The following is a 21,640-nucleotide window of genomic DNA, read 5'->3' on the forward strand; positions in this document are numbered from 1 at the left end:
ACTTTAAAAACACTATCTGAAAAAAGAGTGAATAACTAAAAAATGGTGATCAAAGTTAGGTGTATTATTTTAATGCTTACAGACCTAAACTATTCCCCTATTTATAATCTATTGATTCATATTTTATGAAATTAATCAGTAGATATCGTTCTGAAAAGCCTTGATAATACGCTGTTTTTAGTCCAACTGAAACCCATACTTTCCAAACCAGGTCTTAAGAAAGCTCGTAAAGCTAGCCAGTTCTCTAAACGTTAATTCGTTACTGGAATACAGAATACAAACGAAAACACTTTGCATCTTGCAAGGTGTTTTTTGTATCAGAACTGGCGGTGCGCAATTAGGATAGCTCTAGCGACTTTAGTCGCGTAGAGATATGCTATGCACAGTTGCCCCAAGAAAACAAGCGTAGCGATGTTTGATTGGATGGCAACCACTGCACTCTAAACGTTCATTCAAAAGAATTACAATACATACAAAGAGCACCTTTCGGGGTGTTCTTTTTCTTATGCCCAAACTAAATCAAAGATAAACAAAAACCACCCCATCTCCCTCAGTCAAATAGGACTGCAGAAAATAGGGTGGTTTTAGCACGTTAACGATTAGTTTTCGTCTTTGTGAAGGATGTTTTTCACACCGTTGATAGCTCCTTCAACAGCTTCTTTTGCGTCTTCAGCAACTTCTTTTGCTTTTGAAGCAACTTTTTCAGCAACGCCTTCAGCTTCTGTTTTTGTGTCGCCGGTTATTTTACCGAGACCTTCCTTAACAGAACCTTTAACTTGGTTTAATTTATCTTCTAATGACATAGCGCCACCTCCGTTAAGTAAATAGTTTTTTAATCTGAGTTCAAGACAGTTCATTTAAAAAATTAAAACTATTTAGTTCAGATTAATATAAGTATATACCCTCTGAAATGGAAAGTCAAATATTCGCTACGGTATTCTGAAAGTTGGAGTGAGTCCTTACGATATCGTGAAAAAGAGGGATGAATAGGTCGCCGCTTTGTTTTCTATTTGAAGAAACATCGGTCTTCAGCTATTTCAAAACAAAATCCTCCAGATGATTAAGGGATAATACATTGTAGAATCGTCAGGCTAGAAAATCTAAACGGTTGTTTTCTCCTATCAAAGCGGAGTAAATAACAAAAGAAGATGACACTTTCTGTTCAAGAAGGTACAATTAAGGGCTTCCTTGCTTACAAGTTTTTCTATGTGCTATACTTGTACATAATTGAATGGAAGAATGATATTGGAGAAAAGATGATATGAAATATGCCAAATATGGAGTCGCTTTACTGTTCCTGTTATATCTATTTGTTTTTGGGATTGAAGGCCTTGGTATCTACCTAACTGGAGTTTTCAATGGTGATGTAAGTTTTCTTTATTTCATCTATTTGATTCTCTACTCTTTGCTTCTCATCGGCATTCTATTTTGGTTCAAAAGACAGAAGATAGTCGTCCGTTCAAATATACAGAAATGGAAGTGGCACTATCTGGGGTATTTTGCTCTGGTGCTCTTGTGGTTCTTTGTTGAAAGATGGGTGTTGCAAACTTTTCAGGATTTGCTGGTTCCTGTCGTTCATCAAACCAAATTGCCATCCTCCATTTATCTAAATGGCCCGGGTATTTCGGGTACTTTGTTTTTTGTCCTAGCAACTGTTACATCTCCTATGATAGAAGAATTTATTTTTAGAGTCTATCTGATGAATGTCTTCTTTAAAGAAAGTAAGTTTCATTTAGATGTTTTGCTTTCGGGTTTTCTCTTTGCGGCCTTTCATCTGATCCATCAATATCGGGATCCTGTAACCTTTTCTCTTTATTTCTGTTCAGGACTCTTCTTCGCAGCTGTCTATAAGAAAACTAAAGATATCCGGTTGCCCATCTTCTTGCATGCCTTTAGCAATTTTCTCACTTTTTGGAAACCGATCTGGATTTTCATCTTCAATTATATCTACTGGCATTTTCTTGTTAAATAACCTTGTCTCTGTGGCCGGGCGTGAAATGGGAGTTAGAGGAGCCAACTATTGAGCGAGGTTTTCATCATACTTCCTTGACTCTTCCTCTACTAGGCCGTATAATATTCTATATCAATGAAGAAATCACCTTTTGTCATTGTGCAAAAGGTGATTTTATAACGGTAAATGGGAGACACAATGGGATACATTTCTACAATCAAAACAGCTGTTCAGATCTTTCCTTTCCTGGCCTTTTTGCTGACCTTGCCCTACATGATTTTGAATTATCGAAAATATGGTTCGGTCAATAAATTGCGGGTGCTGATTTTCTATTCTTTTATGCTTTACTTGATGACGGTCTATCTCTTGGTGGTCTTGCCTCTGCCAGATCCGAGTAAGATCCATACTAGCTACTTGGAAATGGTCAATCTCCATCCCTTTGCTTTTGTGGTAGATTTTTTCAAGGAGAGTCCTTTTGATCTAGCGCAGACAAGCACTTGGCTTCAGGCCATCAAGCATCCAACTTTTTATGTACCCGCTTTTAATGTCCTAATGTTGATTCCCTTTGGGATGTACTTACGCTATTATTTCAAGTGTGGTTTTAAGAAAACGATTCTCCTAACAGCCCTATTTAGTCTCTTTTTGGAGCTGACCCAGTTGTCAGGTCTCTACTTTCTGTATCCGGGTCCTTACCGCCTAGCAGATGTCGATGATATTATTCAAAATACCACTGGTGGAGGAGTGGGCTATCTGCTCGGTTGGTTCCTGGTTTGGTTATTGCCAACACGAGATGAGATTGACGAGCATTCTTTCCGAGTAGGGACGAAAGTATCTGGTTTCCGGATTGGTCTTGCTTTCTTGATTGACTTTGTGATGCTATCTCTTCTCTACGCGGTAATCGAGCGTTTAGAGATGATTCCTTATGTAGCGGTTTTGGTGCTTTACTTTAGTTTGCTTCCCTTGTGGCGGGGCAAAACCTTGGGAATGGCTTTACTGAAATTCCGCTTGCGTTTTGACAAGAAAAAATGGCTTCGCACCATCTGGCGAGGAATCCTAGTGGTAGGCTATTTCTACTGGATTCCTCAAGGACTGTTCTATTTAATCTCGCTTTTGAATCAGGATTTGACGGACAATTCCCTTTTGACTCTATCTATGATTTTATTGCTCTTCTTTGTACTCTTATTGTACCTGATCCTCACCCTTGCCATCATCTTGCTCAGTCGTCGCTTTCCGTTTGACCGTCTAGCTGGAGCCGAGTATGAGAGTACCGTGCGCGTGAAGGAAGAGCTCTTAAAGGGTGAAACTGAATCGTCAAAATAGAGAGAGTGGGACAGAAATCGGTAATTCGTTAGAATTCGATTTCGTCGTCTCACCTCCGCACAGTTGAGTAGGGCTGTAAAAGCTGATGAAATCAGCGTAGTAGAGCCCACTCAACCACTGCGTCTTGCTCGACAATCCAAAAACAATAAAGAGGCTAGGACTTTTGTCCCAGCCTCTTTATTGTTTTATACACGCGGAAAATATCCGAACGTTCCCAGTTGAGAACGGCGATTTTAAGGGGATTGTGCTACAATGGAAGCAAATAGATAGAATGGAGCAGTGAAATGAAAGCAATTATTACAGTCGTTGGTAAAGACCAAAAAGGAATCGTAGCGGGTGTTGCAACGAAAGTGGCAGAATTAGGACTCAATATCGATGATATCTCTCAAACGGTATTGGATGAGTACTTCACCATGATGGCGGTCGTATCATCCGATGAGAAAAAAGATTTCACCCAGCTTCGTTCAGAGTTAGAAGAATTCGGTCAGTCTCTTCATGTGAAAATCAATATCCAAAGCGCAGCGATTTTTGATGCCATGCACAATTTGTAAGATAGGGGTTGAGAATTTATGGACATTAAACAGGTAACAGAAACCATTGCCATGATTGAGGAGCAGAACTTCGATGTTCGGACTATCACCATGGGGATTTCTCTTCTAGATTGTATTGATCCGGATATCGATAAGGCAGCGGAAAAAGTCTACAAGAAGATTGTGACAAAGGCCAAGGACTTAGTGGCTGTTGGGGATGAGATTGCGGCGGAACTTGGGATCCCTATCGTCAATAAACGGGTTTCGGTAACGCCTATTTCCATTATCGGAGCAGCAACCAATGCAACAGACTATGTACCCTTTGCCAAGGCGCTGGATCGTGCAGCGAAGGAAGTTGGGGTTAACTTTATCGGTGGCTTCTCAGCCCTGGTTCAAAAAGGCTACCAAAAAGGGGATGAAATCCTTATTAATTCCATTCCTCGCGCCCTTGCAGAGACAGATTTTGTCTGCTCTTCAGTCAATATCGGATCGACCAAGACGGGGATTAATATGACCGCTGTCCGAGATATGGGTCGTATCATTAAAGAAGCTTCCCAAGCAGATCCAATGGGACCAGGTAAACTCGTTGTCTTTGCTAATGCGGTAGAAGATAATCCCTTTATGGCGGGAGCCTTCCACGGTGTCGGTGAAGCGGATGTTGTCATCAACGTTGGGGTTTCAGGACCTGGTGTCGTCCAACGGGCCATCGAAAAAGTTCCCGGAGCAAGCTTTGATGTATTGGCGGAAACAGTCAAGAAGACAGCCTTCAAGATTACCCGTGTCGGCCAATTGGTAGGTCAAATGGCTAGTGAACGTCTCGGTGTTGAGTTTGGGATTGTGGACTTGTCTCTCGCACCAACGCCAGCTGTTGGGGATTCGGTTGCCCGTGTCCTTGAAGCCATGGGGCTTGAAGTGGTCGGAACTCATGGAACTACCGCAGCCCTTGCCCTGCTTAATGACCAAGTGAAAAAAGGTGGCATCATGGCTTGTAACCAAGTCGGTGGTTTGTCAGGTGCCTTCATTCCGGTTTCAGAGGATGAGGGGATGATTGCGGCGGTTCAATCAGGTCATATCAATTTGGAAAAATTGGAAGCCATGACAGCTATCTGTTCCGTCGGTTTGGATATGATTGCCATCCCAGCTGATACTCCAGATTCGACCATTGCGGCCATGATTGCCGACGAAGCAGCTATCGGCGTTATCAACCAAAAGACAACAGCGGTTCGGATCATTCCTTATGGAAAAGAAGGTGATATGTTAGAGCTCGGAGGGCTTCTTGGGTCTGCTCCGGTAATGAAGGTCAACAAGGCTTCATCAGCTGACTTTATTGCCCGTGGTGGTCAAATTCCGGCCCCAGTTCATAGTTTTAAAAATTAAAAAATGGCCCTGGAGCAGGATTTTTGCTCAGGGCTTTTAATGTTGGCTGAGGAAGTGAAAGTGAATCGAGAGGTCATCGTTGCCAGTTTCCTTATAAAAAATGATATAATAGAAGGACGTAAAAGGAGATCACATGGCGAAAACAAGATTATTTATTATTCGGCATGGAAAAACCATGTTTAATACGATAGGTCGTGCCCAAGGTTGGTCGGATACGCCTTTAACTGCTCAAGGAGAAGAAGGCATTCGTGAATTGGGGGTTGGTTTAAGAGAATCTGGTTTGGACTTTGTCCGTGCTGTTTCCAGCGATTCAGGTCGTGCCATTCAAACCATGGGAATTGTTTTAGACGAGCTTGGGCTCACAGATCAGATTCCTTATACTTTCAACAAAAAGATCCGGGAATGGTGTTTTGGAAGTTTTGATGGTGCCTACGGAGGGGAACTTTTCCGTGGAGTCGTTCCTCGGGTTCTAGATATTGAAGATTATAAGAAACTTACCCTGGAAGAACTGGCGAATGGAATCTACCAAGTAGATACAGCCGGTTGGGCTGAACCATGGGATGTGTTGAAAAAACGGATTGTAGATGGCTTTGAGGAGATTGCCAAGGAAGTTGAAGCCAAGGGTGGTGGAAATGCCTTGGTTGTTAGTCACAGCATGACCATCGGTTCCTTTGTGTGTATTTTGAATCCAGAGATTGAGTTGGATCCAAGGGTTGAAAATGGTAGTGTCACCTTGGTAGAATACGAAAATGGACACTTCTCAATCCAGACCATCGGAGATGAGTCTTATCGCAAGCTGGGTGCTAACTGGTTAGCAGCCCACTCAGAAGAACTTGATGTAAAAAAAATAAGAAACCTTATATAAGAAGAAAACAATTGCAGGAGGATAAAAATGGCAAAGACAAAATTGTATATTGCCCGTCATGGAAAAACCATGTTTAATACCATTGGTCGCGCCCAAGGTTGGTCTGATAGTCCCTTGACAGAAGCTGGCGAACGAGGGATTCATGAATTGGGGATTGGTCTACGTGAAGCTGGGATTCAGTTCCAACAAGCCGTGTCCAGCGACTCTGGTCGAACCATTCAAACCATGGGGATTGTGTTAGAAGAATTAGGGTTAACGGGTAAGATTCCATACCGTTATGATAAGCGCATCCGCGAATGGTGCTTTGGAAGTTTTGATGGAGCCTATGACGGGGAACTCTTTTTGGGCGTTTTGCCACGTGTCTTTCGGGTTGATGACTTCCATCATTTGAGCTTGATGGAGTTGGCCGAAGGGATTGTAGAAGTGGACACAGCCGGCTGGGCAGAGTCCTGGGAAACCCTTCGTGATCGCATCTTGGATGGCTTTACGACGATTGCCAAGGATGTCGAGTCTCAAGGTGGCGGGAATGCTATCGTGGTCAGTCATGGGATGACCATCAGTACCTTGATTTACCTGATTGATCCAAAAGCCTTTAAAGAATTGGTCTTGGACAATGGTAGTGTGACTATTATTGAGTATGAAGATGGCCAATTTAAACTAGAAGCAGTTGGAGATCTGTCATACCGCCAGGTTGGAGCGAAATGGTTAGAGGGAGATCATGACTAAATATAAACTTGCCAAGAAAAGAGAAAAGAAAGTTAGCTGGATCGTGCTCTGCTGTATAGGCCTCTGTCTAATCGGAGCAGGAGTGGGTATTTTCTATTTGAAACCTCAATGGCTTCATATGGGCTCTGTTGAAGATAAAAAAGTAGAAACAAGCATTCCAAAAAAGGTTGAGAAAAAGGAAGAAAAACCTAAAACAGACCTTCCACAAGTTTCTAGCAAGGATTGGAACCTAGTCCTGGTCAACCGGGACAACAAGTTGGCTGAGCTGAATCCTCAGTTAGTCGACGTTGAAGAAATTAAGGTGGATAGTCGAATCGCAGAACAAACTAAGCAATTTTTAGCGGCGGCAAGAGCCATTGCTCCAGAAGAATCCTTGATTTCCGGTTATCGAAGTGTAGAGGAGCAAACGGAAATTTACAATGAGCGGGTGGCTCAATTAGAAGCTACCGGGCTTTCTCATGAAGAGGCAGAACGTCAAGCACAAACACAAGTACAGGTCCCAGGGGCTAGTGAGCACCAGACAGGCCTTGCGATTGATATGAGTGCCCCAAATGGGCTGTCCGAAGAGGTGGTGCAACAAATTATTGCCTTGGCGCCACAATATGGGTTTGTTCTCCGTTATCCAGAAGGGAAAAATGCGATTACAGGTGTGGACTATGAAAACTGGCATTTCCGCTACGTCAGTGTAGAAAATGCCCAGTATATGGTCAAGCACCAACTGGTCTTAGAAGAATATATTCAAAAGCTGAAAGAAGCAGGTTTATAGTTTTTTTAGCCTAGTATCGGTCTTAAGAATGATTTTTAGCACTCTTGAAAAAAGAGTGCTAATTTTTTGGTTTTTTTTCTTGACTTTCTTTTGAGAGGGTGTATAATAGAATCATAGTTTAGCACTTGAGTGTTTAGAGTGCTAAAAATGAAAGAGAGGTGAGGTCATGGTTACAGAACGTCAAAATGAGATTTTAAATCTTGTCGTCGATATCTTTACCAAGACCCACGAACCGGTCGGTTCAAAAGCACTACAAGATGTCATTCAATCCAGTAGTGCGACCATCCGAAACGACATGGCTGCTCTCGAAAAGCAAGGCTTATTAGAAAAGGCCCATACTTCGAGTGGTCGAATGCCTAGCCGAGCTGGTTTCCAATATTTTGTTCAGAACTCGCTTGATCTAGAGTTGATTGATGAGCAGGATGTTTACCAGGTGGTAAAAGCCTTCGATTTCGAAGCCTTTAAGTTAGATGATATCTTGGATGCTACGGCTAAGTTATTAGCCCAGATGACGGGCTACACCGCAGTGATTCAGGATGTGGAGCCGACACGGCAGCGCTTGACGGGTTTTGAGATTGTCCCATTATCCAACCACGATGCCTTAGCAGTTCTGACCTTGGATGAATCAAAGCCTGTCACCGTACAATTTGCCATTCCAAAGAATTTCTTAACCAGTGACTTGGAAATCTTCCATCAGCTAGTTCAAGAACGTTTCATTGGAAATACGGTCTTGGATATCCACTACCGCCTGCGGACGGAGATTCCACAGATTGTACAGCGCTATTTCAAGACGACAGACAACGTTTTGGATCTATTCGATTACGTCTTCTCGCAACTGTTTCAAGAACTGGTCTTTGTAGAAGGAAAGGTTTCATCTTTGGGTTATGCCGATCTTCAGACCTATCAGTTCTTAGATAATCCCCAACATGTGGCCTTGGAGTTACGAGGGGGAATGCCAGAAGACCAAATGACCCAGATCCTGGTTGCGGAATCCCAAGAGAAGGCCTTGAAAAATGTGACGGTCATTAGTCACAAGTTCCTGGTTCCTTATCGTGGGATGGCCCTCATGAATGTGATCGGTCCTGTAGAGATGGATTACAGGCGTGTGATTAGCCTGGTCAATGTCATCGGCCGAGTACTGGTCATGAAGTTGACGGATTACTACCGTTACCTCAACAGCAACCATTATGAAGTAAATTAAGACCAAATGAAAGGGGTGTATGCCTTGACAGAAGATATCAAAAAAGAAGACGTGAAAGAAGAGGAAGTTGCCCAAACAACTGAAGAAGTTGTGGAGGAAAGCAACCAACCTTCTGAGTTAGAAGAAGCACAAGCGCGTGCCGAGGAATTTGAAAATAAATACCTTCGTGCTCATGCAGAAATGCAAAACATTCAGCGCCGTGCTAATGAAGAACGTCAACAATTACAAAAATACCGTAGCCAAGATTTGGCAAAAGCGATCTTACCATCACTGGACAATCTCGAACGCGCCCTTGCCGTCGAAGGATTGACAGATGATGTGAAGAAGGGCTTGGAAATGGTCCAAGAAAGCTTGGTACATGCTCTGAAAGAAGAAGGAATCGAAGAAATCGCAGCGGACGGCGAATTTGACCATAACTACCACATGGCCATTCAAACAGTCCCAGCGGATGACGAGCATCCGGCTGATACCATCGCACAAGTCTTCCAAAAAGGCTACAAACTCCATGACCGCATCCTGCGCCCAGCTATGGTAGTGGTTTATAACTAGGATATCTTGTCCGAAACGACACTAAACTATGAAAGAAAGATAAGATGCAAGCCGGAGGCTTGCAAGGAAGATATTTCCCGCTGTGGTGAAAGTTTCAGTAGCTCATGCTACTGAAACAGGGGATTTTTGAGACAGTAGGCTCAAAAATAAGTGATGAAATCCCGAAGGGAGTTGCTCACGTCCCCACCACTTAAGGGAAATATCAAAAAAAGAAGAAAAATCAACAAGGAGAAAAACATATGTCTAAAATTATCGGTATTGACTTAGGTACAACAAACTCAGCAGTAGCAGTTCTTGAAGGAACTGAAAGCAAAATCATCGCAAACCCAGAAGGAAACCGTACAACTCCATCTGTAGTGTCATTCAAAAACGGTGAAATCATCGTTGGTGACGCTGCAAAACGTCAAGCAGTTACAAACCCAGATACAGTGATCTCTATCAAATCTAAGATGGGTACTTCTGAAAAAGTTTCTGCAAACGGTAAAGAATACACTCCACAAGAAATCTCAGCGATGATCCTTCAATACTTGAAAGGCTACGCTGAAGAATACCTTGGTGAAAAAGTAACCAAGGCTGTTATCACCGTTCCTGCATACTTCAACGATGCTCAACGTCAAGCAACTAAAGATGCTGGTAAAATCGCTGGTCTTGAAGTAGAACGTATCGTCAACGAACCAACTGCAGCAGCTCTTGCTTACGGTTTGGATAAGACTGACAAAGAAGAAAAAATCTTGGTATTTGACCTTGGTGGTGGTACATTTGACGTATCTATCCTTGAACTCGGTGATGGTGTCTTCGATGTATTGGCAACTGCAGGAGACAACAAACTCGGTGGTGACGACTTTGACCAAAAAATCATCGACCACATGGTTGCAGAATTCAAGAAAGAAAACGGCATTGACTTGTCAACAGACAAGATGGCTCTTCAACGTTTGAAAGACGCGGCTGAAAAAGCTAAGAAAGACCTTTCTGGTGTAACTTCAACACAAATCAGCTTGCCATTCATCACTGCTGGTGAGGCTGGACCTCTTCACTTGGAAATGACTTTGACTCGTGCCAAATTTGACGATTTGACTCGTGACCTTGTAGAACGTACAAAAGTTCCAGTTCGCCAAGCCCTTTCAGATGCAGGTTTGAGCTTGTCAGAAATCGACGAAGTAATCCTTGTCGGTGGTTCAACTCGTATTCCTGCCGTTGTTGAAGCTGTTAAGGCTGAAACTGGTAAAGAACCAAACAAATCAGTGAACCCTGATGAAGTTGTTGCCATGGGTGCGGCCATCCAAGGTGGTGTGATCACTGGTGATGTGAAAGACGTTGTCCTTCTTGACGTAACACCATTGTCACTTGGTATCGAAACAATGGGTGGAGTCTTCACAAAACTCATCGACCGCAACACAACTATTCCAACATCTAAATCACAAGTCTTCTCAACTGCAGCAGACAACCAACCAGCCGTTGATATCCACGTTCTTCAAGGTGAACGCCCAATGGCAGCAGATAACAAGACTCTTGGACGCTTCCAATTGACTGATATCCCAGCTGCACCTCGTGGTATCCCACAAATCGAAGTAACATTCGACATCGATAAGAACGGTATCGTATCTGTTAAAGCGAAAGATCTTGGAACTCAAAAAGAACAAACAATTGTTATCCAATCAAACTCAGGTTTGACAGACGAAGAAATCGACCGCATGATGAAAGATGCAGAAGCTAACGCTGAAGCAGATAAGAAACGTAAAGAAGAAGTTGACCTTCGTAACGAAGTAGACCAAGCTATCTTTGCGACTGAAAAGACAATCAAAGAAACTGAAGGCAAAGGCTTCGATGCAGAACGTGATGCTGCACAAGCTGCCCTTGATGAGCTTAAGAAGGCCCAAGAAGATAACAACTTGGACAAAATGAAAGCAAAACTTGAAGCCTTGAACGAAAAAGCTCAAGGACTTGCTGTGAAACTCTACGAACAAGCCGCAGCAGCACAACAAGCTCAAGCAGGAGCAGAAGGCGCACAAGCAACAGGAAACGCAGGCGATGATGTCGTAGACGGAGAGTTTACGGAGAAATAAAATAGTCCAGTGGACTATTTTATCCCGAGCTTGAAAATTTGGGAGCGAGGCGTTAAGAATGACTAATCACTAAAGTGATTGCCATTCTACGGCAATCGCTATGGCGACTTGCCTAAACGCCTTACTAGTTCAAAAACATAGTATAATCAACTTTGTTTTTAAACGTCGTAATGATAGTAAGAAATCCAGAGGTTGCAACCCAGCCTCTGTTTTTCGGTAAAATAGAGGATGTTGCGTATGAAAAAAGTACTTTGTATCATTTATCCTAATTTTTCTCTTTATGAGATAACCGCTTTAACGAGTACTTTAGCTCTGTCTTTTGATATTACGATTGATTATGCCGCTTCAGATCATTCGATAGTGGTCTCTGAGGATGGCTTGCCCTGTCAACCAACGAAAACACTAGATCAAATCTGTATAGAAGAGTATTCTTGTGTGATTTTGCCAGGAATGGTAAACATAGGACCTGCTCTACAGGATGAGAAATTGATTTCGTTTTTGAGGGACCTTGGTGAGCAAGATATCCTAATTGCATCCATTTCTTCAGCGCCTCTTTTATTAGCGAAAGCAGGTTTGCTGAACGATACGAAATTTACAGGTGGAATTTGGCAAAACTTCTTTGATTATTTTGAATTTCTTCCACGTGAAAATTTCCAACCGAAAGTCCTTGTGCAAGATAAACAAATCATTACGGCTATCGGTTTTGCCCATCAAGAGTTTGCAAGAAAAGTGATTCTAAGCTTAGGATTGGCAGAGAATACGGACAACTATTTTAAAGAAAAGAACGAGTGTGCAGCAGAGGATTTGATATTTACTCTATCAGACCAAGAGTTTGATCAAGTGAAGCAAAGTATAGAAAACATCCTCTAAAGATGTACATGAAAATTATAGAAAGGAACAAAGAGTGTTCGGGGAATTGAACCCGAGCTCTGAAGTTTCTTACTCAATATAAAAAGAAAGGAACAAAGGTGTTCGCAACTGAACACGGGCTACGGACGGTGCCAAAAAGATAGTTTTTTCTAGGACGCAAGCGTCCGTCGTCAAAACTCCTATTTTGGCTGTGTCCGTTTGACGCCCTTTGTATCTTGAATTATGAACAATACTGAATTTTATGACCGTTTGGGCGTTTCAAAGAATGCGTCTCAGGATGAGATCAAGAAAGCCTATCGGAAATTATCTAAAAAATATCACCCAGATATCAACAAGGAGCCTGGTGCTGAGGAAAAGTACAAGGAAGTTCAAGAAGCTTATGAGACTTTGAGCGACGAACAAAAACGGGCGGCTTATGATCAATACGGTGCTGCAGGTGCCAATGGTGGTTTCGGCGGCTTCGGTGGCGGAGCTGGTGGTTTCGGTGGTTTTGATGGCAGTGGCTTTGGTGGCTTTGAAGATATCTTCTCTAGCTTCTTTGGTGGCGGTGCAAGCCGCAATCCTAATGCTCCACGTCAGGGAGATGATCTTCAGTACCGCGTAAACCTCAAGTTTGAAGAAGCCATCTTTGGAACTGAGAAGGAAGTGAAGTACCATCGGGAAGCCAGCTGTCGGACATGTGATGGAACTGGTGCTAAGCCAGGAACAAGTCCAGTAACTTGTGGACGCTGTCATGGTTCTGGGGTTATCAATGTGGATACGCAAACCCCACTTGGGATGATGCGCCGTCAAATCACCTGTGATGTCTGTCATGGACGCGGTAAAGAAATTAAAGATCCTTGTACAACCTGTCATGGGACTGGTCACGAGAAGCAAGCCCACAGTGTCAATGTGAAAATCCCTGCTGGGGTTGAAACAGGTCAACAAATCCGCCTCTCTGGTCAAGGAGAAGCTGGATTTAATGGAGGGCCATACGGAGATCTCTATGTGGTGGTCAACGTTGAGCCGAGCGACAAATTTGAGCGTGATGGATCAACCATCTACTATAAATTGAACTTGAACGTTGTTCAGGCTGCTCTTGGGGATACGGTCCATGTACCAACGGTTCACGGCGATGTTGACTTGGTCATCCCTGAAGGAACCCAGACAGGTAAGAAATTCCGCCTCCGCGGTAAAGGAGCACCAAGCTTGCGTGGAGGCTCTGTAGGAGATCAATATGTATCTGTTAATGTGGTGACACCAACAGGTCTAAATGACAAGCAAAAAGAAGCCCTTCGTGCATTTGCGGAAGCAAGTGATTTGAAGGTCAACCCAAAGAAAAAAGGCTTCTTTGATAAGGTTAAAGATGCCTTGGATGATCTATAAAATAAAAGAAGATTTGGTTTTTCCAATCTTCTTTTTTTATCAAGAAAAACACCTCCGAAACCAAAGGCTTCAGAGGTGTGGCAAAAGAATCAAATTAAACAAGACCTTGGGCAATCATCGCATTTGCGACATTTTCAAAGGCTGCGATGTTGGCACCAGCAAGGTAATCTTTACCAAGACCGTAGGTTTCTGCAGTTGTTTTAGCAGTGTTGAAGATGTTGGTCATGATATCTTTCAAACGACCATCCACTTCTTCTCGTGTCCATGAAAGACGGAGGCTGTTTTGGCTCATTTCAAGAGCAGATACAGCAACCCCACCAGCATTGGCGGCTTTGGCAGGTCCGTAAAGGATGCCATTTTCTTTGTAGACTTTGATGGCTTCAAGGTCGCTTGGCATATTAGCTCCTTCAGAAACAACTTTAACACCTTGAGCAACTAAGCGTTTAGCTGCTTCACCGTTAATCTCATTTTGAGTCGCACATGGAAGAGCGATGTCATAGTTGCCAGCATAAGTCCATACAGAACCTTCGTAGTAGGTAGCAGTTGACTTTTCTGCAGCGTATTCTGTCAAGCGAGCACGGCGTTTTTCTTTGACGTCTGTAAGAAGGTCAAAATCAATACCGTTTTCGTCGATGACATAGCCGTTTGAGTCAGAGACTGAGATGACAGTTGCACCAAGTTCAGTTGCTTTTTGAAGAGCGTATTGGGCTACGTTACCAGAACCTGAGATCACGACTTTCTTACCAGCAAAGCTGTCCCCGTTAGCCTTCAGCATTTCTTCAGTGTAGTAGACCAAACCGTAACCAGTTGCTTCTGGACGGATCAAGCTACCACCGAAACCAAGAGGTTTACCTGTCAAGACACCGGCATCGAATTGGTTAAGGCGTTTGTATTGGCCGTAAAGGTAACCGATCTCACGTCCACCAACCCCGATATCACCAGCTGGGACATCAAGAGATGGTCCGATGTATTTTTGCAATTCTGTCATGAAGCTTTGGCAGAAACGCATCACTTCAGCATCAGTTTTGCCTTTCGGATCGAAGTCAGATCCACCTTTACCTCCACCGATTGGAAGTCCAGTCAAGACGTTTTTAAAGATTTGTTCGAAGCCGAGGAATTTCAAGATACCTTGATTTACAGTTGGGTGGAAACGAAGTCCGCCTTTGTATGGGCCTACAGCTGAGTTAAATTGGACACGGTAACCACGGTTCACTTGAACCTTTCCATCACGGTCAACCCAAGGAACACGGAAAGAAATTACGCGCTCAGGCTCAGTGATACGTGCCAAGATGTTTTCTTCGATGTATTCTGGATGTTTTTCAAATACAGGTTCCAAAGTGCTGAGGAATTCTTCAACAGCTTGAAGGAATTCCGCTTCATGGCCGTTGCGAGCTTTTACGGTTTCGAAAGTGCTTTGGATATATTCTTTTGCAGTTGTCATCATGTTTCTCCTTTTTTCATTGAAACGAATTCCAGCAGGTTGGCGAACTTACTGGTATATGGAGGCACTGCTGAAAGCAATGTCATGTTTTATTACGTCGATAATTATAGCAGACTTTTTTTGACTTGTAAAGAAAAAAGTTGAATTTTCTGAAAATTTTCACAACTGATGGAGGATGGTAAAAAAGATACCTAGCTTGGACTTACTCCGGTTGAAATGATGATACGATTTTTAGCTTTCCTTTGAGCGGAAATCCACTCCTTCTTGAGTAATTTCTTGCTATTTCCGGACGATCCTTGTCCTTTTTTAGTTTTCTAGTCATGAATCCTCCTTTTCGTGCTATAATGGCTGTAAGAATTCATTTCAAGGAGAAGAAGATGGTATCGACAAAGACGCAAATTGCTGGTTTTGAATTTGACAACTGCCTGATGAATGCGGCAGGTGTGGCCTGTATGACCACTGAGGAATTAGAAGAAGTGAAGAATTCGGCTGCTGGGACCTTTGTGACCAAGACAGCTACCTTGGAGTTCCGTTCTGGAAATCCAGAGCCACGCTACCAAGATGTCCCACTGGGCTCAATCAATTCGATGGGGCTACCTAACCAAGGCTTGGACTATTATTTGAATTACTTATTGGAGTTGCAAGAAACAGATCCCGATCGGACTTTCTTCCTATCTCTTGTCGGCATGTCTCCTGAGGAAACCCATACCATCTTGAAAAAGGTGCAAGAAAGTGATTTTAAAGGTTTGACTGAATTGAACCTTTCCTGCCCCAATGTCCCAGGGAAACCTCAGATCGCCTATGATTTTGAGACGACAGATCGGATCTTGTCAGAGGTCTTTGCCTATTTCACCAAACCTCTTGGCATCAAGTTGCCACCTTATTTTGATATCGTTCATTTTGACCAAGCAGCAGCAATCTTTAACAAATATCCGCTCAAGTTTGTCAACTGTGTCAACTCAATCGGTAATGGACTTTACATCGAGGATGAATCCGTGGTGATCCGTCCTAAGAACGGATTTGGTGGGATTGGTGGCGAATACATCAAACCAACGGCTCTGGCCAATGTCCATGCCTTTTACCAACGGTTAAATCCAGAAATTCAGATTGTGGGGACTGGGGGCGTCTTGACTGGTCGCGATGCCTTTGAACATATCCTTTGTGGCGCTAGTATGGTACAAATCGGAACCACGCTTCATAAAGAAGGAGTGGGGGCTTTTGAACGCATTACTGCGGAGCTTAAAGCTATCATGGAAGAAAAAGGCTACCAAAGTCTAGAAGATTTCCGTGGAAAATTGCACTACATTGACTAATTTTTTGAAAAGAACTTCCTCGAGTGGAAACTTGGGGATTTTTTCATGGATTCTTGTCAATGGAGGACATTCTGTTCCTAGTTTTAGAGATTTCCCATTTTTATAGAGAGAAAAAGGTGTACAATGGAGGTGAAAAGGAAGGTGATTTCGATGGGAGAAAGGGATGTGATTCAAGAGGCGAGGACGACGGTCAGCCTTCTTCAAACAGCCTTTTCTAAAGGATGCACCCCCAGTCCAGATGCCCTTCGATTTAAAGAAAATCTAGATCAGATGTTGAAAGTTTTATTGAAGGCTCAAAGGATAGACAATCGCCTGTTGATGGAGTTGGAAAAGTTTTATCAGACCGCTAGTCTATTGATTGGTCTGAGCGGGTTGCGTTTAAATAAAGAAACCTTTCAAGTTTGGCGAGCTTATGATCACTGGCATTACGAGGTTGTGAAGCCTCAGTTACAGGTCTACGGACCGACGGTGGTTCTTTAATCTTGGTAACGATGTTTAGGAACATCAGATGATTGAGAGGAGGTGTGGGACATGTCTCTCATGCATGATTTTTTCCATCAGTTTTTAGTGTCTCTACGGAATATTGGTTACTCGCTCTTTTTCTTATTTGAAAAATAAGTGGGAGTGCCTTTATCCCTTTTACTAGTATAGTAGAAGGGATTTTTGATGCAGAATCCTTGAAAATCTGAGGCTCTTGGATTATGATGGAGCTAATAGATGTCAAGCGTTCCTCTTAGGGAATGCAGGAAGCGAGGAAAAAAAGATGGCAGAGATTTATCTAGCAGGTGGCTGTTTTTGGGGCTTAGAGGAGTATTTCTCTCGGATCCCCGGTGTAGAACAAACGACGGTGGGCTATGCCAATGGCCAGGTAGAGACGACCAATTATCAACTGATCAAAGAAACGGATCATGCAGAGACTGTACAAGTTATCTACGATCCAGACAAGATCACTTTACGCGCAATTTTGCTCTACTATTTCCGGGTGATCGATCCCTTGTCCGTTAACAAGCAGGGAAATGATCGAGGCCGCCAATATCGGACCGGTGTCTATTACCTAGACGAGGCGGATCGTGAGGTGATTGCCCAAGTGTTTGCGGAAGAAGAGAAGCGACTGGGCCGCAAGATCGCGGTGGAGCTAGAGCCCTTGCGTCACTACATCCTGGCTGAGGACTACCACCAAGACTACCTCAAGAAGAATCCTGGGGGTTATTGCCATATCGATGTGACGGATGCTGCCCAACCCTTGATTGATCCGGCAGCCTATCAGAAGCCAGATCAAGAAACCTTAAAAGCGAAACTGACAGCAGAGCAGTACCAAGTCACCCAAGAAAGCGCGACGGAACGCCCTTTCCACAATGTCTATGATCAGACCTTTGAAGAGGGCATCTATGTGGATATTACGACTGGGGAACCTCTTTTCTTTGGAAAGGATAAGTTTGCTTCTGGCTGTGGCTGGCCAAGTTTCTCTCGTCCCATTGCCAAAGATGTCGTCCACTATTACCAGGACCAAAGCCATGGGATGGAGCGGATTGAAGTTCGTTCCCGCTCGGGTAATGCCCATCTCGGCCATGTCTTCACCGATGGACCCAAAGACCAAGGTGGCCTTCGCTATTGCATCAATTCGGCCTCACTGCGCTTTATTCCAAAAGAGGAAATGGAGCAAGAAGGTTATGGTTATTTGTTAAATGCTTTGAAATAAGAGGGCCTTTCTATTAAATCGAAAAACGGAGTTTATGATGAAAAATAGAAATTTGTGGGTAACAATTTTTTCACTTTCGGCTATGGTAACTCTGATTGGATTAGGATTTACTGCCTATAATCATTTTGTGTTCCATCAACCTTTTATGAATCGGACGACAAAAGGGTTGCTTTCGGCCTTTTTCCTAAGTCTTGTCATGGTTGCGATTAGCTTGTCCAAATCAAACGATAAGAAGTGATGAACGATCATTTACATGAATTAATCAACTGTGCAGGAGCAGGACGATGAAGCGTTTCTAAACAATGGCGCTTCTGTCCTGCTCTCTTTTTTCTCTTCTTAAAATTTGTGATACAATGAAGAGAAAGCATTTCAATGAATACTAGGTTTGATGTGAGTTTAGTGGCTCATTGTATAAACCTGAGATGAGAAAGTTGGAATGTTAGAGAAGTGTGAGAATGTAAAAGGTAGCATCAAGATGCTAGGGAGAGGCCTTTGAGAAGTGCAAGAGAATTGAATAGGAAGAGAAGATGATGAAGAATTGGAAGGATCTCTTAAAGAGATGGAGCGAGCTTGGGAAAGATATCCTCAGGATGCTCAACGACTGGCTTGATATTGGCTTGGGAAAGGTGACCGCTTTTCGCCTGACCAACGAACAGTTTGTCTATGGTTTGCTGATTACAGTATTTGCGGCAGCAAATCTGGTCTTGTGGGTTCAAAAATGGAATGGTTTTCCCATTACAGCGCTAGAAATGCCGGAAGTTGTTGAAAAGCAAGAAGAAATTCATCCGGATCAGTTACCGCATACGGCTCGGATTATGGCAAATGGAGATCAACTCTATCATGACTTGATTTATATGAGCGCCGCCAAGGAAGATGGAAGCTATGATTTTTCTGAGAATTATCACTATGCTCAGGAATGGTTAAAGCAAGGGAATTTGGTCTTGGGGGATTTTGAAGGGACCATTAATCCGGATTATGGGCTTTCGGGCTATCCGATTTTCAATGCCCCTGGGGAGGTAGTTGCTTCGATTAAGGAGGCAGGCTATCAGGTGATGGATCTGGGACATAACCATATCCTCGATTCTGGCTTGGAAGGGCTGTTTTCGACTGCCAAGGCATTTGAAGACGTGGGGATCCAAACGGTTGGTGTCTACCCACATGAGACGAGAGATCAAGCCCCTATCCTGATCAAGGAGGTAAATGGAATCAAGATTGCAATTTTGGCCTACTCCTACGGATTTAATGGGATGGAATATAATCTAGAACAAGAGGACTATGATAATCGTCTATCGGACCTCAATGAGGAGCGGATGCGTCAAGAAATCCAAAAAGCTGAGATGGAAGCAGACATGACCATTGTCATGCCTCAGATGGGGAATGAATATGAGTTAGAACCGACAGAGGAACAAAAGGAGCTATACCATAAGATGATTTCTTGGGGAGCGGATATCGTCTTGGGTGGTCATCCTCATGTCGTCCAGCCTGCTGAGATTGTGGATAAGGATGGTCAACAGAAATTGATCATTTATTCTATGGGGAATTTCCTTTCCAATCAGCGGATGGAAACCATGGAAGGGATAGACAATGCGCAATGGACCGAACGGGGTGTCCTGATGGATATCACCATTGAGAAGGTAGGGCGCAAGACACGGATCAAAACGGCCACAGCTCATCCTACTTGGGTCAACCGGACGCCCAAGGACAGTTATTCTCCTGAAGGCTATGAACTCTATCATTTCCATACCTATATCTTGGAGGACTGGATTGAAGGCGGCAAGTACCGGGATCAATTGGATGATGAAACAAAGGCGCGTGTTGATACAGCCTACCAGGAAGTGAAGGAACATGTGAATCTGAATTGGCAATAGGAAGGGAGGATTAAGGAATGGACAAACTGGAGTGGTTACCAATTGGATTTGTTGGACTGATTATCATTATGGTTCTAACAAATCGGATATCAACGATTCGTCTGAGAAAAAATTTAGCCAAGGCTTGGGAGGGGAAACCTTTTTTTATAAAAAATGATAGTGAAGAGAGTTTAGTGGAAACGATGCTTTTAGCATCTACATTCCAGCCAACGGATAGTCAAGTAGATGGTCAAACTTGGCATGATTTAGACATGCATAGAGTCTTTGATCAGCTGAACCATACACAGTCTAGTATTGGGGCAGAGGCCTTGTATCAGAAGATGCGTTTGATAAACTTTCAACCAGATGCATCTTTGCAGGAGTTAGAAGATTTCTTTGAACATCACACGGATCTTCGTCTGAAGGTTCAGGTTGTTATGAACCAGTTAGGAAAAAAGAACCACAATATGGCTAGAAGTATTGTGGCGAATCCAGGGAAGCAAGATTCGAGGATTTATCTTTCTCTCTATATTTTTTTAGCGTGTTTGCCAGTCCTCTCTCTTTTCTTTCTTCCGTTTTTTCAAATTCAAGCCATGTCAGTCTTGATAGCGAGTGTGACGTTTAATATCATTTTTTCGAGCATTCGGAATTGGTCGAATAAACTGCGCTTGGATCAAGTTAGTTACTTGGTTCGTATCTTTGCTTCAGCGGAAAAGCTGAGCCGTCTAGCGCTACCAAAACAAGAAGCCTTCAAACAGGCTGTCCAACCATTTAAGAAGACGAAAGTCATTTCCAGCATCTTACAAAGTCCAACAGGAAGCTCCGAGATGGAAATTATCCTGATTTACCTTAATTTTCTTTTCTTAATTCCGCAGATTGCCCAAATCTATATCTACCAGCAAGTGAGGACTCATCAGAAAGAAGCGCAGGAAACAATCAATCTTTTGGGCGAATTGGAAGTAGCTATCAGCCTTCTACGCCATAAGCGTGATGGTAATTTGGTTTGTCATCCCAATTTTAAGGAAGAAGCTGGGATTAAAGGAAAGGGGATCTACCATCCTTTACTAGCGGATCCGGTTGCTAATGACGTCACTTTTGAAAAAAATATGGTGATCAGTGGAGATAATGCCTCCGGAAAATCCACTTATTTGAAAATGGTAGCCATTAACTGTATTTTAGCGCAGGGCTTGGGCTTCGCTTATGGTGACAGTTTGGAGCTTTCTTATGGACATGTCATGACCTCTATGGATGTCAGCGATGATATCGAGGTTGGAGATAGTTATTTTATTACAGAGAGTAAAACAATTCTCCGAATGATTGAGAGTCTGGAAAAGTCAGGTTTTCATTATTTCTTTATTGATGAACTCTTTAAGGGAACCAATACCATTGAGCGAATTGGGTCTGGCTTAGGGATTGTCCGCTGGCTATCGAGACACGATTGCCTGTATATGATTTCGAGTCATGATATTGAGCTAGTTGCGGCATCTGGTGCAGTCAATGATAATTATCATTTTGACAGTCGCTATGTTGACGGGAAAATTGTCTTTGATTATCAGATAAAGCAGGGGGCTGCAGTGACGAAGAATGCGGTCAATACATTAAAAAGCCTTCATTTTCCTTCAGAAATTACTCAAACTTCCCAAGAATTAATTGGACAATATGAAAAGACAGGGAAATGGTCTTTGAATAGAATGTTGAGTGATAAAGAGGAAGGTTGCTAGGCTTTATCAGACCTTCTGTTGTAAAAAATTAAAAGC

The 21,640-nt window shown here is 43.0% G+C and carries 20 protein-coding genes; 18 read left to right on the top strand and 2 right to left on the bottom strand.

Features of this window, described 5'->3' with window-relative positions; all coding sequences use genetic code 11:
- Positions 1–599: 599 nt before the first annotated feature.
- The gene (locus tag I2C87_RS00005; protein ID WP_129822474.1) at positions 600–803 is read right to left on the bottom strand and encodes a CsbD family protein; all 204 of its coding nucleotides are present in this window, start codon (positions 801–803) and stop codon (positions 600–602) included.
- Positions 804–1,261: 458 nt separating this feature from the next.
- Here I2C87_RS00005 and I2C87_RS00010 point away from each other — a divergent pair, with 458 nt between their 5' ends.
- The 12 genes from I2C87_RS00010 (at position 1,262) to dnaJ (ending at position 13,583) form a co-directional block, all read left to right on the top strand.
- Positions 1,262–1,972 (top strand): CPBP family intramembrane glutamic endopeptidase, encoded by a 711-nt coding sequence (locus I2C87_RS00010; RefSeq protein ID WP_195323592.1) that lies wholly within the window; start codon positions 1,262–1,264, stop codon positions 1,970–1,972.
- Positions 1,973–2,149: 177 nt separating this feature from the next.
- Positions 2,150–3,271, top strand: a complete 1,122-nt coding sequence (locus I2C87_RS00015; protein WP_195323593.1) for a VanZ family protein — start codon at positions 2,150–2,152, stop codon at positions 3,269–3,271.
- Positions 3,272–3,555: 284 nt separating this feature from the next.
- Positions 3,556–3,822 carry an ACT domain-containing protein gene (locus tag I2C87_RS00020; protein WP_003004214.1) on the top strand — a complete coding sequence of 89 codons (267 nt, stop codon included), beginning with the start codon at positions 3,556–3,558 and terminating at the stop codon, positions 3,820–3,822.
- An 18-nt stretch (positions 3,823–3,840) separates the two neighbouring features.
- Positions 3,841–5,178 (top strand): PFL family protein, encoded by a 1,338-nt coding sequence (locus I2C87_RS00025; RefSeq protein ID WP_195323594.1) that lies wholly within the window; start codon positions 3,841–3,843, stop codon positions 5,176–5,178.
- Positions 5,179–5,311: 133 nt separating this feature from the next.
- Positions 5,312–6,043 (top strand): histidine phosphatase family protein, encoded by a 732-nt coding sequence (locus I2C87_RS00030; RefSeq protein WP_195323595.1) that lies wholly within the window; start codon positions 5,312–5,314, stop codon positions 6,041–6,043.
- Between the two features lie 27 nt (positions 6,044–6,070).
- Positions 6,071–6,769 (top strand): histidine phosphatase family protein, encoded by a 699-nt coding sequence (locus I2C87_RS00035; protein ID WP_154853757.1) that lies wholly within the window; start codon positions 6,071–6,073, stop codon positions 6,767–6,769.
- Positions 6,762–7,535: a M15 family metallopeptidase gene (locus tag I2C87_RS00040; RefSeq protein ID WP_195323596.1), complete on the top strand. Its 774-nt coding sequence runs from the start codon at positions 6,762–6,764 to the stop codon at positions 7,533–7,535. The genes I2C87_RS00035 and I2C87_RS00040 overlap by 8 nt, the downstream gene beginning before the upstream one ends.
- Before the next feature lie 166 nt (positions 7,536–7,701).
- Positions 7,702–8,736 (top strand): heat-inducible transcriptional repressor HrcA, encoded by a 1,035-nt coding sequence (hrcA, locus tag I2C87_RS00045; protein ID WP_195323597.1) that lies wholly within the window; start codon positions 7,702–7,704, stop codon positions 8,734–8,736.
- 24 nt (positions 8,737–8,760) lie between these two features.
- Positions 8,761–9,285 (top strand): nucleotide exchange factor GrpE, encoded by a 525-nt coding sequence (gene grpE / locus I2C87_RS00050; protein ID WP_324250025.1) that lies wholly within the window; start codon positions 8,761–8,763, stop codon positions 9,283–9,285.
- A 239-nt stretch (positions 9,286–9,524) separates the two neighbouring features.
- Positions 9,525–11,348: a molecular chaperone DnaK gene (dnaK, locus tag I2C87_RS00055; RefSeq protein WP_195323599.1), complete on the top strand. Its 1,824-nt coding sequence runs from the start codon at positions 9,525–9,527 to the stop codon at positions 11,346–11,348.
- Between the two features lie 237 nt (positions 11,349–11,585).
- Entirely contained in the window at positions 11,586–12,218 is a 633-nt protein-coding gene (locus tag I2C87_RS00060) for a DJ-1/PfpI family protein (protein WP_195323600.1), read from the top strand.
- Positions 12,219–12,440: 222 nt separating this feature from the next.
- On the top strand, positions 12,441–13,583 hold the full coding sequence (dnaJ, locus tag I2C87_RS00065) for a molecular chaperone DnaJ (protein ID WP_195323601.1): 1,143 nt from the start codon (positions 12,441–12,443) through the stop codon (positions 13,581–13,583).
- 94 nt (positions 13,584–13,677) lie between these two features.
- On the opposite strand, the gene gdhA is transcribed toward dnaJ, so the two are convergent.
- The gene (gene gdhA, locus I2C87_RS00070; RefSeq protein WP_195323602.1) at positions 13,678–15,024 is read right to left on the bottom strand and encodes an NADP-specific glutamate dehydrogenase; all 1,347 of its coding nucleotides are present in this window, start codon (positions 15,022–15,024) and stop codon (positions 13,678–13,680) included.
- Positions 15,025–15,401: 377 nt separating this feature from the next.
- On the opposite strand from gdhA, the gene I2C87_RS00075 reads away from it, so the two are divergent.
- The 6 genes from I2C87_RS00075 to I2C87_RS00100 all read left to right on the top strand — a co-directional run bounded on the left by I2C87_RS00075 (position 15,402) and on the right by I2C87_RS00100 (position 21,604).
- Positions 15,402–16,337: a dihydroorotate oxidase gene (locus tag I2C87_RS00075; protein ID WP_061564332.1), complete on the top strand. Its 936-nt coding sequence runs from the start codon at positions 15,402–15,404 to the stop codon at positions 16,335–16,337.
- A gap of 123 nt (positions 16,338–16,460) precedes the next feature.
- Positions 16,461–16,817: a helicase BlpT gene (locus tag I2C87_RS00080; RefSeq protein WP_129822463.1), complete on the top strand. Its 357-nt coding sequence runs from the start codon at positions 16,461–16,463 to the stop codon at positions 16,815–16,817.
- A gap of 283 nt (positions 16,818–17,100) precedes the next feature.
- The gene (gene msrB, locus I2C87_RS00085) at positions 17,101–18,036 is read left to right on the top strand and encodes a peptide-methionine (R)-S-oxide reductase MsrB (protein ID WP_195323603.1); all 936 of its coding nucleotides are present in this window, start codon (positions 17,101–17,103) and stop codon (positions 18,034–18,036) included.
- 37 nt (positions 18,037–18,073) lie between these two features.
- Positions 18,074–18,274 (top strand): hypothetical protein, encoded by a 201-nt coding sequence (locus I2C87_RS00090; protein WP_129822461.1) that lies wholly within the window; start codon positions 18,074–18,076, stop codon positions 18,272–18,274.
- 352 nt (positions 18,275–18,626) lie between these two features.
- On the top strand, positions 18,627–19,904 hold the full coding sequence (locus I2C87_RS00095) for a CapA family protein (RefSeq protein WP_229046124.1): 1,278 nt from the start codon (positions 18,627–18,629) through the stop codon (positions 19,902–19,904).
- A 17-nt stretch (positions 19,905–19,921) separates the two neighbouring features.
- Positions 19,922–21,604, top strand: coding sequence for a MutS-related protein (locus tag I2C87_RS00100; protein ID WP_195323605.1), 1,683 nt, complete (start codon positions 19,922–19,924; stop codon positions 21,602–21,604).
- Positions 21,605–21,640 lie beyond the last annotated feature (36 nt).

Source organism: Streptococcus sp. 1001283B150225_161107_H12, assembly GCF_015552665.1.
Classification (GTDB): Bacteria; Bacillota; Bacilli; order Lactobacillales; family Streptococcaceae; genus Streptococcus.